Raw genomic sequence first — 13836 nt, forward strand, 5'->3', positions numbered from 1 at the left:
AAAATGAGTGTTATGACCCTTTGGGTCTAATCTGAAAACCAAAGCCACCGTTTTTAACGGTGGTTTTTTACTGATGCCATAAACCATACCCATCGCTTTGGGGCAGATCCTGATAACTTTTTATGGTCTTTTATCCTCTAAGAAAAGTTTTAGATTTCGGCGTTCACGAAGCTGAATTATTATGCTTTCCATCTTAGGTTATAAGCAAGTTGTAATTTTTGTAACAGGTATTTTTTTCAAGTTTAAAACGATCCTCGACAAGGGCTAATCGAAATAAGGCTTGAGTATAATCAATCCTAAACCAAAGTGAGTTCGATATAACGAAATTTGTATTTCATTGATTATCAGAAAGCAACATGTTTTATCAGGTGGAGCGCAGTCGAGACCTAATTCAAATCCTATTTTTTCAAGGACCTTTCGACTAAGCGGATATATCTCACCATTGAATTAAAACAATAATTCACATCTGATACCCTTTTACCAATATTTTGGCAAATTTTAAAATGTAGAATAACGGCTAAATAGTTGGGTATAACATATAAATTGGTTTTTTGTCGTTTAAAGTGGTAGAAGATAAATTATTTGTCTTTTTTTGTATGAATAAGGTTAATTTATTTCTTAATCCATTACCCAATGTCTACTAATTTTTATTCTACTTATTTCAAACGTCTTTTTGACTTCTGCGCTTCTTTATTGGGGGTTCTAGTCCTATCTCCTTTATTTATTGTTTTAACTATAATTCTTTGGATTGATTTTAAGGGTTCACCCTTTTTCTTACAGGAGCGCCCGGGAAAGAACGAAAAAATTTTTAAGATTATTAAGTTCAAGTCTATGAACAATAAAAAGGATATCAACGGCAATTTGTTCTCAAATAGAGTGCGCACAACAATGATGGGCAAGTTCATTCGAAAATATTCTTTGGACGAAATCCCACAATTGCTCAATGTTATTAAAGGGGATATGAGCCTGGTAGGTCCTAGGCCACTTGTGGTTCTTTATCTACCATATTACAATGAAACCGAACGTAAAAGACATAGTGTAAAACCTGGTATCACAGGGCTTGCACAAGTAAAGGGTCGCAATAGTCTAGTATGGGAAGAGCGGTTTTCATTGGATGTCGATTATATAGAAAACTTGAGCTTGGCACTCGACGCAAAAATCCTTTACTGGACCATACTGAAAATACTATCAAAATCGGAGGTTGCAATTGACCAGGATGAGTTTTTGGACGTTTTTAACGTTTACCGAAAAAAACAGTGGGAAGCTGACAACGCTTCCTAAAAGTCCAAAAATAGACCACATTTATCCGAAAGATTGGTTTTCAAGAAAGCCTGAGAATACCGTATTTTAGATTTCCCTATTTAAAAGACATGTAAATGAATTACCCTTCGTTTAAAATCTATTTTGAAATTTAACTTTAACCGTAAAAATGTGATATCAAAAGAAAATGTAAATCTTTCTTACACACTTAATAGTGTTCCTTTTAATGGTCGTAATTAATAAATGAAAAGGCATAAATTAACGAACCTGAAATTCATGTGCGTGGCTTATTTTCTGGCTCATATTTGAAATAAAAAAGCCTTAATATTTTGTAGAAAAAATAGAAATTACTGTTGAGAGAAGGCTGTTTTATTTGTTTTTTACTTTATTTTTTTAAATAAAATTTCATTTGTGACGTTAAACTTAGTTTTTTCGATTTTCATCGATAAAATAAAAAGCTAAGAACTAATTTTAAAATAATAAATGTCAATTTAAAATTATAGAACTATTTTTGATTAATTATAAATTTTGTGAATTATAAAATGTACAAGGTTTTTTTTAAAAGGATTATTGATTTTTGTGCGGCATTGGTTATCCTAATTATTTTGTCGCCAATAGCATTGATTGTTTGTTTAGTAATACTTTTAATTAATAAAGAAAATCCATTCTTTTATCAGAAGCGCCCAGGAAAAAACGAAAAAATATTTAGTATTATTAAATTCAAATCTATGACCGATAAAAAAGATCGCAATGGTAAATTGCTGCCAAATGAAGAGAGAGTCACTAAATTTGGATCTTTTATAAGAAAAACTTCGCTTGATGAAATACCACAGTTAATTAATATAATTAAAGGAGAAATGAGTTTAATTGGCCCAAGACCTTTAAGGGTTCATTACCTACCATATTACACCGAAGAGGAACAAATAAGGCATTCAGTAAGACCAGGCATCACAGGTTTAGCACAAATTTCTGGTAGAAATCTTTTAAGTTGGGATGATAAACTAGCGAAAGACATTGAATATGTAAATAAATTATCTTTTTTAACAGATGTTTCTATTTTTTGTAAAACTATTCGAAAATTATTTATTTATGACAATACAGTATATGACCCGAGGATGCTTGATTTAGACGAATTGAGAAAACCTAGTATAAAATAGGACCTCTTGAAGCTATGAAACAGAATATACTTTTTACTTGTGCTGGCAGAAGAAATTATCTTATAGATCATTTTAAGGAAGCATTAAATGGTCGTGGTAAAATCATAGCTATTGATGAGCAATGTTACGCGCCAGCTTTGGTGGACGCAGATATATCTTATGTAGTTCCTAATATTTATCACGATAATTATATTTCGATTTTAACAGACATTGTAAAAAAGCATGCTGTAACAGCGATAATTTCTTTAAATGATTTAGAATTACCAATTATTTCAGATAATAAAGATTTATTTGAAAAGAATGGCGCAAAAGCAATTATTTCTAACCCGACTATTATAGATATTTGTTTTGACAAATGGAAAACATTTAATTTTTTTAAACAATTAAACTTTAACGTTCCAAAAACTTATATTGACCTAAATAAGGCAATAACAGATATTGAAAAGGGGAAATTAAAATTTCCGTTGGTTTTAAAACCGCGCTGGGGAAGCAGCTCTATTAACGTTAATTATCCTGAATCTTTGGAAGAGTTAAAACTCTCATATAAACTTCAGTCCATAAATAATAGAAAAAAAATATCAAATAAAAATAATTTAGAAAATATAGAATACACGGTCCTAATTCAAGAAAAACTCGATGGCACAGAATACGGGATGGATATTCTTAACGACTTTGAAGGCAATTATTATGGTAGTTTTGCAAAAGAAAAACTAATGATGCGTTGTGGTGAAACAGATATAGCTAAATCAATTATAAACGTTCAATTTGAAAATTTAGGCAAACAGATTAGCAAAGTATTAAAACATGTGGTCACTTTGGATTGTGATGTGTTTATAGTAAATGACAAGCTATATATACTGGAACTTAATCCAAGATTTGGTGGAGGTTATCCTTTTTCTCATGAAGCTGGAATAAATATAGCTGCTATTTATATAGAATGGCTGTATGAAAACAAAGACCTATCCAAATTTAATAAATATAAAGAAAATATAACATTCTCTAAATGTGATCGACTGGTGCAAAATTTCGCTTCAGTTGTCGCTCAAATAAAAGATGATTAAGATCAACATTTTTTAATGTTTCAAATTTTATTGATTAATAGCAAAAAATAGTGAAAATAGAAATTCTTACAGAAAAGAATGAATGGGATGAATTTTTAGAAAGTGTAGAAGATTATGGTTTTTACCACACTTTCGATTACCATCAAATTTCAAAGTCAGAAACAGATCAGGCTGTTTTAATTAAATACACCAATAACGACATCTTTATTGGCTTACCGTTATTGATAAGAAAAATAGAAGGTACTGAATATTTTGATGCCATTTCAGTGTATGGATATGCAGGGCCAGTTGGTAGTAAAACGCCATTAAATTTCAATACATCAAATTACGAGAAAACATTGATTGATTTTTTTAATGAAAAAAAAATTGTTTCCGTTTTTGATAGGTTAAACCCTTATTTAACATTTCAGAATATACTGTTTTCTAATTTGGGTGAAGGATCTTATTTTGGAGAATTGGAATATTTAGGAAAAATAGTTAATATCAATTTATCTAACCCTTTAGAAGAGCAAAGAAGTAAATATCAAAGAAGATTAAAAACACAAATTAACAAAGCTAATAGACTTTTATCATTAAAAGTTGCAGAAACTAAAGAAGATTTTCAAGAATTTCAAGATTTATATTACGCGAATATGAAACGTATAAAAGCTAAAAAGCGTTATTTTTTTAGTGATGAATATTTTGAAAAATTTATTTCTTCTAATGATTATATAACCGAGGTTTTACTTGCAATTGATAATGAAACAAAAAAAACGATAGCCGCTTGTATGTTTGTAAAAACTAATACAATGGTTCAATATCATTTATCGGGGTCTGACGAAAAATTTCTACATTTAAATGGTAGCAAATTTCTCATAGATCAAATGAGAATAAAAGCAACTAAAGAAGGTTATAAAAATTTCAACCTTGGTGGAGGCTTAGGTGCAAATGAAAACGACTCTTTGTTTAGATTCAAATCGTCTTTCTCGGATGAGTATCATCCTTTTTTTGTTTGGAAATTAATTGTAAATAAAGAAGAATATGATAATTTATGTAATAAAAATAAAATTTTAAAAATGAGCTCTTCTTTTTTCCCATTATACAGACTTGCAGAACACAAATAGTTTATTTTAAACAGCTATGCAAAAAAAATTAAATAAAGATCTTTATTCGAATCAATTGTTTACGGAATGGTCTGAAAAAGAAGAACTATTAGGAATAGAAAAATATTTTTTAGAAAAATATCTAATAAATAAAAATGGAAAAGTAATTGAAGCCGGCACTGGTGGAGGTAGAATAATTTTTGAAATAGAAAAACTGGGATTTTCAAATCTAGAAGCATTTGATTATGTTGAAAAAATGATTAGTTTTTGCGATGAAAAAAAGGAAAATTTAAATTCTTCAATAAACTTCAAAAATGCAGATGCTACTAACCTTGTCAACTATCAGGAAAAGGAATTTGATTATTTAATTTATTTACAACAAGTACTCTGTTTTGTTGATAAAGATGTACTTCCCATAGCCTTAAAAGAAGCATATAGAATAGGAAAGCAAAACAGTATCTATATATTCTCCTTTCTTAATTGGAACTCAAAATTGTATAATCCAATCTTGAGTATGTTGATAAACTTTTTTAGAATTTTAAGAGGTGAAAAAAAAAGCAAATATAAATTGCCTTGGCTTATTATAAACAACAAAGTTAATTGGAAGTTTTTAAATAAAAATCAGCCACAAAATATTTGGTTTAAAAAAAAACATATACTAGACATTCTTAAAAAGAACGGTTTTTCTATTATTGAGATAAAAAGTCAAGTTGGTACTTTAGATAAAGAGGGGCACTTGCATATTGCTTGTAAAAAAAAGCAACAAACTACATTTACAGTCAAATAAATACACAATAATAAGTTTGTTCACTTAAAAATTGAACACAGCATTTCAAATAAATCTAAATTAATACAAAACAATAAACACATTCTTAAGTTGTAATTTCATAAAAAACCGTTTATCATTCATCGTTAAAATAAGATAAAGAACGTATAAATGTTTAAAAAATAAAATTTTAAAAAAGATAGTCCTATTTTTGATTTTGTTGAATGAATTCTACTTATTAAAAAAATGTATAAGAAGTTTTTTAAAAGAATTATTGACTTTTTTCTAGCATTAACAGGAATACTTGTTCTTGCCTCAACTGGATTAATTGTTTATATTGTTTTATTAGTTGTAAATAAAGGAAACCTATTACCTGATGCCTATAGAGTAACCAGATTTGGCTCATTTATAAGAAACACATCACTTGATGAAATACCACAATTAATTAATATCATTAAGGGTGACATGAGTTTAGCTGACCCAAGACCGCTTAGAGTGCATTACCTACCCTATTATACCACTGAAGAAAAAATAAGACATACTGTTAGACCTAGAGTAACTGGTTTAGCCCAAGTTTTTGGCAGAAACCTTTTAAGTTGGGATGATAAATTAGGAAAAGATATAGAATATGTTAGATTTAGAAGAGTTAAGACGTAATAAAATGACTAAATAGCAGGCATTTCTAATGTTTTCTTGTTCAAACAAAATGTATATAATAAACTCATTTAAACTTTTTGGATTGAAGCGAAAAATAGAGGTTTTTTACAGCCAATTAAAAAAAGTTTAAATGAGTTCAATAAATAAAATTCGACTTAATGCATTCTGGTTGTTAGATAGCCTATACGGCGGTCTACTTAAAAAAGACCTAGATGATATAGAAAAAAGGTTCAGAATTACATCGTTTAGCACCCTTCAACAAAAAAATGAACCAATTTTAAAAAAATTATTGGATACTGCTGTGAATTCCACAGAATTTTATAGCGCATTTAAATCCTATAAAACCCTTAAAGACTTTCCTGTTGTTGACAAACTTATCATTAAAAATAATTTTGAAAATATTAATATCGTCCCAACTAATTCATCAAACTTGTTAGAAGTAAGCAGCAGTGGCTCAACAGGAACACCTTTTAAAGTATATCAAACAAAAAGAAAAGCAAGAAGAAATAAAGCTGATGTAATTTTCTTTGCTACTAATGCTGGGTATACAATAGGTGATCAACTTTTATTCATTCGTTTATGGCTGAAAAAATACAGAAAACCAATCCTTTTCAAAAAACTTATTAATATTGTTGAAATTGACATAGAAGATGATTTAACAGAAGACAAACTAAGCGTATTAATTAAAAAAACACAAAAAGACAAACAACCAAAATGTTTTATTGGTTTTCCATCGGGTTTCGAAAAAATTTGTAAATATTTAAATAAAATAAAATCCTCTCCATTAGATTGTAACGTTAAATCTATTATTGCAACTTCTGAAAGTCTTTCTGATGAAGTTCATGATAAAATGGAGTATTATTTTAAAACACCTGTAGTTTCCAGATATTCTAATGAAGAAAATGGAATTTTAGCCCAACAAATGATAAAAGATAAAGCATATACAATTAACTGGGCAAGTTATTATATTGAAATTCTGGGGATAAATAACGACAAACCTGTAAAACCTAAAGAATTTGGGCGTATTGTTGTTACCGATTTGTATAACATCGGTACTCCTTTAATTAGATATGACACTGGAGATTTAGGTAAATTCTGTAACCATGAAAACGATAAGATTCCTAAGTTTGAAATTATCACGGGCAGGAAAAGTGATTCGCTATATAATACAAAAGGTAAAATATTGAGCCCTTTCTTTGTCTCAGGTTTACTTACTAAATTTCCAGAAATAAATCAATTTCAAATTATACAGCATACTAAAAAAGGTTATACTTTTAAAATAAATATAGATTCTAAGTTTAAAAGAGAAAATGAACTAGTATCATGCTATAAATATTATTTAGGTGAAGATGCTAAGATAACTATTAACTATGTTGATGAAATCCCGTTATTAAGTTCTGGAAAGAGAAGAATAATAATTAATTTATTTAAAGAAAAAGATTAAAAGATAGTCTCAAATGAAAAAAATTAACATCCTTTTTACTTGTGCTGGCAGGAGAAATTACCTCATTAATTATTTTAAAGAGGCATTAAAAGGTGAGGGACAGATAATTGCTGCTGATGAACAAATGAATGCTCCCGCAATGATTGATGCAGATATAGCTATAAAAGTCTCAAATATTTATTCGGATAATTATGTAAACGAAATAGTAGAAATTGTTAAAAAACATTCAGTAACAGCTATTATCTCCTTAAATGATTTAGAGCTTCCGGCTTTATCAAGAAATAAAAGCTTATTTGAGCAACATGGAGCAAAAGTACTTATTTCAAATTCTAATATAATATCTATTGGTTTTGATAAATGGAAAACGTACAAATTTTTAAAAGACCTAAACCTTAATACACCAAAAACTTACATAAAACTTGATAAGGCACTGGAAGATATAGAAAATGGTAGTTTAAAGTTCCCATTAGTTTTAAAGCCACGTTGGGGAAGTGCTTCTGCAGGTTTATATTATCTAGAATCTATTAAAGAGCTAAAACTTTCATATAAACTACAAAAAATAAAACTAAAATATCCCATATTATGCAATGCTAATAAAAAAGATTTAAAAAATAACATCTTGATACAAGAGAAGCTTGAAGGAAAAGAATATGGAATGGATATAGTTAACGATTTTAATGGAAACTATTATGGTTCGTTTGCAAGGGAAAAACTTGCTATGCGCTCTGGAGAAACTGATAAGGCCATATCTATAATAGATGAACGATTTGAAAAATTAGGAGTAAAAATTAGCCAAAATCTTAAACATCTCGGAAGTATTGATTGCGATCTTTTTGTTGTTGACAACAAGCTTTATTTACTAGAAATCAATCCTAGGTTTGGTGGTGGATACCCTTTCTCACATGAAGCCGGAATTAACTTGGCTGCTATATATATAGCATGGTTAAAAGGAGAAAACAGTGAAAATTTAGCGCAATATAATCACTATAAAGAAAACATAATGTTCGCTAAATGTGATAGACTCATAGAACTATCGAGAAATAAAAATTATGATATATAATTAATACGCAAATCATTAAATCTTTTCCAAACAATGATTGAGTTAATTTTAAAATTAAGCGAAGCGGAATTCTTTATTCTCAAAGTTTGACTTATATTAAACACCTATCATACTTTTGATTATTATGTGATTTCAAAATTAAAAAATGAACCACTTATACTTTTAGAGTATTCAAAAAATTAAATAACAATTTATATCCCACTTTTGTTGATATATTGATGATAAACCATATAAAGAGAGCACTTCTATTTACCGATATTTAAATACTAAATGGAAATAAAAAACAACCCCTTTAACGCAAATACTTTTCAGGAAATTTGGAAAAAACACTTTATTTCTAATAAACCTGTAAGAACATTTAATTTCATTGATGGTATAAATTTTTATAAGAGTCGTTTTTCTTTTTTTGTTAATATTGGAAAGAACTTAACTAAAGGAAACACTTATAGAATCAATAATTATGAAGATTTCAAAAATAATACTTTTATAATTTATGATGTTTTACCGCATTTACGAAGAGAACGAAATAATCGCCCTGATAATATTGGTGTATTTAGATCAAAGCAATACCCTGGTTATTTAATACACTTAGATGAATTTAAAAATATAGATGATTATTTATTAAAGACTTTTAGTAAGAATACCAGAATGAAAATGCGCAAATTCACGAGGCGGTTAGATGAGTGTTTTAATATCTCTACTAAAATGTATTTTGGACATATCGATAAAGCTGATTATGATGAAGTCTTTAAAAAGTTTATGATGTTATTGGAAAAAAGATATTCCGAAAAACAGATTTCATACAACAACATGCAACCATTTGAGTGGAATTTTTATAAAGAAGTAGCTTACCCATTGATATTAGAAGAAAAAGCATCTTTGTTTGTTGTTTATGACAAAGAAACCCCTATTGCCATTACTTATAATTACCATACAGAAGACGCTGTAATAGATGCCATTACTGTTTTTGATACAGACTATTCTAAATTCAATATTGGGTACGTAAATAATCTAAAAATTCTTAATTGGTGCTTCGATAATAATTTAAAAATACTAGATTTTTCTAAAGGTTATTTCGATTACAAAAAAAGAATGTGTACCCTCCAGTATGATTTTGAATATCATATCATTTATGATAAAAAATCTATTATATCTAAACTGACAGCATATATTTTATATATTTTTTATGAATTTAAAACTTATTTAAGAAGCAAAAAATTAAATGAGAAATTTCATAAAATCACTTATAATCTTAAAAAAAAGAAACATTTAAATCCAAAAAGAGAAGTTGAAATAATTAAATTGGATAAACTACCGAACCCAAAAGAATTAAATAAAATTGACATAAAAAAGGAGATTAGTTATGATTTTTTAACAAAATATGTAAACGACTTTCTATATCTTGTTGTGAAACCTTATAATCAAATTGAATCGTTTCAAGTCAATAATATGGTAAACACCTATATTCTATCATGCGATTCTCTCACTCAGCAAATAAAATTCATAAAATAACATGATGGAAAAGTTGTTTTTAAATAAGTTATATGGATAAAAAAATCATAATGATAGTTGAAGATAGCGCTTATGCAAGAATGGTTTATACCAGCCTTAAAAACGATTTTAATATTGATCATATAATAATTGATAATGGGCAAGGGTTTTTAAAGCTTTTAAAAAAAAGAATTAAAAAGCTGGGGATTATTCATGTTATTGGGCAAGTATTATTTAGAATCATACTTGTACCCTACATAAATTTTTCTGCAAAAGATAGGATTGCTAATATCTTAGAGGTTAATGATATTAAAGATACTGCCATTGAAAAAAACAAATTTACTGCAGTTAAATCTGTCAACTCAGATGAAGGGCATGAATTGTTAATAAAATTAAACCCAGATATAGTTGTTATTGTCAGTCATAGAATTTTGTCTAAAAAGACACTTGAATTAACAAAAGCAAAATTCATCAATATTCATTCCGGAATAACACCAAAATATAGAGGCTTGCATGGGGGCTATTGGGCTTTAATAAATAAAGACATGGAAAACTGTGGTGTAACAGTTCACTTTGTAGATGAGGGTATTGATACCGGAAATATCCTATATCAAGATATCATTACAGATAGTATAAATTCAAAAGACAATTTCATGACTTATACTTATCTACAATTGGCAAAAGCGCTACCCTTGTTAAAAAAAGCAATTCGAGATATACAGTCAAATAATATCATTCCTAAAGTTAGCTCAAAACATCAAATTAACAATAAGCTTTTTTTTCACCCAACACTTTGGTTTTACCTATATTATAGATGGTTTAAAGGGGTTAAGTAGCATATCCCTTTAAACTTCAATTTCTTTCTTAACAGTATTTATTAAATCACCAATGTTTTCCATAGACATTAAATCCATTAGTTTAAATTTGATCTTAAAGGATTTTTCTACTTCATTAATAATAAGCAAGTGCGTAATAGATTCCCATCCATCTACATCTTTTGCTGTTGTCCTTTCATTTAGTTCGAACTTATCATGCTCTAATATTTTTACAAAGGACTCTTTTATAACAACTAAAATTTCTTCTTGATTCATTTTCTATTTAATTATCATATGTCTTAATTGATTTCTATCTATTTTCCCATTTTTATTATGAGGAAAATTATCAATAAAAAACACTTTATTTGGAACCATATAATCTACAAGTTTTGAACTCAGATGTTTAAATAAATTTTCAGTATCAAATTTAGAACTTTCTATAACGAGCACAAGTTCATCATTATTACTAGAGTTTTTTACATCTATAACAAGACTATTTTTTAATTTTGTAGACTCATGATTTCTAGCATGATACTCCACCTCTCCTAATTCAACCCTATAACCACCAATTTTTACTTGAAAATCTTTTCTTCCAACATACATATAATACCCATTATCATCTCTAACGCATAAATCTCCAGTTCTGTAAAATCGTTTTATAATACCTAAATCTGTTTTATGCATGAAAAATGAAGATGCATTCAGTTTATCATTTTTCCAATATCCAGAAGTGAGTTGATTACCTGCTAAGCACAACTCCCCTTCTAAGTTATCAGAAATCACATTATCATCATCATCTAATAATAAATAATCTACATTTTCAAAAGGCTTCCCTATTGATAAAACACCATTATAGGATTTGTTATTTTGATTTGTATTATAAGTATAATATCCACTACATACTGTAAACTCTGTTGGTCCATAGTGGTTTAAAATTTTACTATTTGGTATGCATTTAACCCATTCATCAACAATATCTTCATATAACTTCTCTCCTCCAAAAATACAATAGCGTACTGAAGGTGCATGTATTTCAGGAAAATAGGGTCTTAAATAATAGATTATTGACGGCACCATTTTTAACACAGTAAGCTTATGTTTTTCCAAAAGCTTGAATACATAAAAATATTTTATAACATTTGAAGACACTGTATACGAGCATGCACCAACTAAAAGCGCCGGTAAAAGAGCCGTTAGCGATGCATCAAATGTCAAATCATACATTTGAAGACACCTATCAGACGCATTCAATTTATACTCATCATCATTATCTAGTTCTGTAAAAAGTGCATTTAAATTTTCAAAACTTACGGGAATACCCTTTGGCTTCCCTGTACTACCACTAGTAAACAACACATAAGCTATACTTTTTTTATGAAATTTAATAGGTTCAAATAATGAATTAGGAGTGCTTTTTGTTTCATTTATATTACATACCGTAAATGAATTAAAACCTGTTTTTGGAGAAGAATCAAAAACATAACTCACATCAATTGAATTTAATACGGCTTCATTTCTACTTATTGGAGCCGTTGGATCTATTGGGACATATGCTTTTCCCTCCATCCATACTGAAAATATTGTAGCATAGGTTTCTAAATCATTATTAGCAACCAACCCAATATACTTTTGATTATCACTAATAGTATCGGCTATAATTTTTCTGATTTTTATAATGCATGCTAATAGATCTTTATAAGTATAAAAGGCATCATTTATACAGAAAACATGCTTTTCTTTATTTTGGACAAAAGCGTCATATAAGCTGTAAATCAAGTTCATAAAACCATTGAATTAGAGAAAATTACCGTCTTGATCATTTATAATGGCATTTGCCATATCTGTACCAACATCATTATGAATAAGAGAAAACAACTGTTTGGCATCCGTATACACTGTTAAGTATTTACTTTTTATTCGTTGTCCTAACATACTGTTTTCAGTTTGAAGCAATGTACATTTTTCTTTTATAAAATTCGTAATCAACGCATCTACGCAGTAATCAAAATTGTCGTCATTAGCACAAAAATATCGTACTGTAAACCTCTTTCCTGATACGAATCCAGATATAAACCCAATAATATCATTTTCCTTCTTAACTAGAAAATTTAAATTATATATTTTATTAGAAATACTACCGAGCAAACAATTATAATTTGGATTCCTTACTTTATCGCTTACAACGTGATATTGATTATTGCTTATTTGCCAATTAATATAATCTTGTGTTTTTAGTATAACATCATGAGCACAGTGCTTTTCAATAAAATCCCAAGTATTTTTATCTACTAAAGAAATATATTCAATCTCTAAATTCTGAGTTCTTTTTTTAGTCTTTAATGTATTAATTACTGAAATTACTTTGCGTGAAAATACATCAAGAACTTTCAATAAAGGCGCTATCTTTTTAAGACTTTTCTTTTTATAGGCCAGAATATCATAGTTAAAGCTAAAAATGAGGATGTATCGTTTTCTTTCAGAAAATTTAGTGAATGGTTGTTTTTCATAATACGCCTTAGTATTATCGCCCAAAAACTTTATAACCACTTGATTATTACATTCTTTTAACGATATGCTTTTAGTGTAAGTTGGAAGAATGGTGTCTTTATATGCATTAGACGCCCACCATCTTTGACTCCAGAATATTTTTTTTACATCACCAGCTTTATTTTCAATCCAATCTGGAACTAAAGCAACAAAAGCCACAAGGGTATGATTTTCGTAACCTAGAATTGCCAATATATCATCATCTTCAGCGCGATTGTTTTCAAGCAACCATCTTGCCTTGTTTTTTGAAAAAGGGGCTACATAAGAATTGCTCCAGTACTTGTTATCACTGATTGCTTCTCTGAGAGTATTTTTGGTTAAAGTTATAACCTCAAGGTTATTATTCATTAAAAGTATGTATGTTATATGTAAGAATTAATCATTTTATAGCTTAATCATCATAGAAAGCCAAGATAAATTCATTATTTGAGATCAATAGCGTCCTAAACGATTAAAAAAGAGAAAGGGAAATTTGTTCCGCAAAGTTACCTTTGTG

13 protein-coding genes are annotated in these 13836 nt (G+C 28.5%); 10 read left to right on the forward strand and 3 right to left on the reverse strand.

Annotation, left to right across the window (positions count from 1 at the left end; translation table 11 throughout):
• Nucleotides 1-633 precede the first annotated feature (633 nt).
• From ABD935_RS08275 to ABD935_RS08320, 10 genes are all read left to right on the forward strand, one after another.
• Complete coding sequence (locus ABD935_RS08275) at nt 634-1281, forward strand: sugar transferase (RefSeq protein WP_345191381.1); 648 nt, start codon at nt 634-636, stop codon at nt 1279-1281.
• Nucleotides 1282-1802: 521 nt separating this feature from the next.
• Nucleotides 1803-2417 (forward strand): sugar transferase, encoded by a 615-nt coding sequence (locus tag ABD935_RS08280; protein ID WP_345191382.1) that lies wholly within the window; start codon nt 1803-1805, stop codon nt 2415-2417.
• 14 nt (nt 2418-2431) lie between these two features.
• Nucleotides 2432-3478 (forward strand): ATP-grasp domain-containing protein, encoded by a 1047-nt coding sequence (locus ABD935_RS08285; RefSeq protein ID WP_345191384.1) that lies wholly within the window; start codon nt 2432-2434, stop codon nt 3476-3478.
• Between the two features lie 50 nt (nt 3479-3528).
• Nucleotides 3529-4581, forward strand: coding sequence for a peptidoglycan bridge formation glycyltransferase FemA/FemB family protein (locus ABD935_RS08290; RefSeq protein WP_345191385.1), 1053 nt, complete (start codon nt 3529-3531; stop codon nt 4579-4581).
• 16 nt (nt 4582-4597) lie between these two features.
• Nucleotides 4598-5347, forward strand: coding sequence for a class I SAM-dependent methyltransferase (locus ABD935_RS08295; protein WP_345191387.1), 750 nt, complete (start codon nt 4598-4600; stop codon nt 5345-5347).
• A gap of 225 nt (nt 5348-5572) precedes the next feature.
• Entirely contained in the window at nt 5573-5983 is a 411-nt protein-coding gene (locus ABD935_RS08300) for a sugar transferase (RefSeq protein ID WP_345191388.1), read from the forward strand.
• A 130-nt stretch (nt 5984-6113) separates the two neighbouring features.
• A complete protein-coding gene (locus ABD935_RS08305; protein ID WP_345191390.1) occupies nt 6114-7427 on the forward strand; it encodes a phenylacetate--CoA ligase family protein in 1314 nt (437 codons plus the stop codon).
• Between the two features lie 13 nt (nt 7428-7440).
• Nucleotides 7441-8487 (forward strand): ATP-grasp domain-containing protein, encoded by a 1047-nt coding sequence (locus ABD935_RS08310; protein ID WP_345191392.1) that lies wholly within the window; start codon nt 7441-7443, stop codon nt 8485-8487.
• Between the two features lie 270 nt (nt 8488-8757).
• A complete protein-coding gene (locus ABD935_RS08315) occupies nt 8758-9999 on the forward strand; it encodes a GNAT family N-acetyltransferase (RefSeq protein ID WP_345191393.1) in 1242 nt (413 codons plus the stop codon).
• Between the two features lie 32 nt (nt 10000-10031).
• Nucleotides 10032-10814: a formyl transferase gene (locus tag ABD935_RS08320; protein WP_345191395.1), complete on the forward strand. Its 783-nt coding sequence runs from the start codon at nt 10032-10034 to the stop codon at nt 10812-10814.
• Between the two features lie 9 nt (nt 10815-10823).
• Here the strand turns inward: ABD935_RS08320 and ABD935_RS08325 are convergent, their stop codons facing one another.
• From ABD935_RS08325 to ABD935_RS08335, 3 genes are read right to left on the reverse strand one after another with little or no spacing between them, the layout of a single operon-like run.
• Nucleotides 10824-11069 (reverse strand): acyl carrier protein, encoded by a 246-nt coding sequence (locus tag ABD935_RS08325; protein WP_345191396.1) that lies wholly within the window; start codon nt 11067-11069, stop codon nt 10824-10826.
• 3 nt (nt 11070-11072) lie between these two features.
• Entirely contained in the window at nt 11073-12575 is a 1503-nt protein-coding gene (locus ABD935_RS08330; protein ID WP_345191397.1) for an AMP-binding protein, read from the reverse strand.
• 12 nt (nt 12576-12587) lie between these two features.
• Nucleotides 12588-13688 (reverse strand): hypothetical protein, encoded by a 1101-nt coding sequence (locus tag ABD935_RS08335; protein WP_345191398.1) that lies wholly within the window; start codon nt 13686-13688, stop codon nt 12588-12590.
• Between the last annotated feature and the right edge of the window lie 148 nt (nt 13689-13836).

The sequence above is a fragment of the Algibacter agarivorans genome (assembly GCF_039543245.1).
GTDB classification, from domain to species: Bacteria; Bacteroidota; Bacteroidia; order Flavobacteriales; family Flavobacteriaceae; genus Algibacter_G; species Algibacter_G agarivorans.

Excerpts from the sequence above, each read along its gene's own strand:
- ABD935_RS08275 (WP_345191381.1), top strand. The coding sequence starts at position 634 with ATGTCTACTAATTTTTATTCTACTTATTTCAAACGTCTTTTTGACTTC.
- ABD935_RS08280 (WP_345191382.1), top strand. The coding sequence starts at position 1,803 with ATGTACAAGGTTTTTTTTAAAAGGATTATTGATTTTTGTGCGGCATTG.
- ABD935_RS08285 (WP_345191384.1), top strand. The coding sequence starts at position 2,432 with ATGAAACAGAATATACTTTTTACTTGTGCTGGCAGAAGAAATTATCTT.
- ABD935_RS08295 (WP_345191387.1), top strand. The coding sequence starts at position 4,598 with ATGCAAAAAAAATTAAATAAAGATCTTTATTCGAATCAATTGTTTACG.
- ABD935_RS08300 (WP_345191388.1), top strand. The coding sequence starts at position 5,573 with ATGTATAAGAAGTTTTTTAAAAGAATTATTGACTTTTTTCTAGCATTA.
- ABD935_RS08305 (WP_345191390.1), top strand. The coding sequence starts at position 6,114 with ATGAGTTCAATAAATAAAATTCGACTTAATGCATTCTGGTTGTTAGAT.
- ABD935_RS08310 (WP_345191392.1), top strand. The coding sequence starts at position 7,441 with ATGAAAAAAATTAACATCCTTTTTACTTGTGCTGGCAGGAGAAATTAC.
- ABD935_RS08315 (WP_345191393.1), top strand. The coding sequence starts at position 8,758 with ATGGAAATAAAAAACAACCCCTTTAACGCAAATACTTTTCAGGAAATT.
- ABD935_RS08320 (WP_345191395.1), top strand. The coding sequence starts at position 10,032 with ATGGATAAAAAAATCATAATGATAGTTGAAGATAGCGCTTATGCAAGA.
- ABD935_RS08325 (WP_345191396.1), bottom strand. The coding sequence starts at position 11,069 with ATGAATCAAGAAGAAATTTTAGTTGTTATAAAAGAGTCCTTTGTAAAA.
- ABD935_RS08330 (WP_345191397.1), bottom strand. The coding sequence starts at position 12,575 with ATGAACTTGATTTACAGCTTATATGACGCTTTTGTCCAAAATAAAGAA.
- ABD935_RS08335 (WP_345191398.1), bottom strand. The coding sequence starts at position 13,688 with ATGAATAATAACCTTGAGGTTATAACTTTAACCAAAAATACTCTCAGA.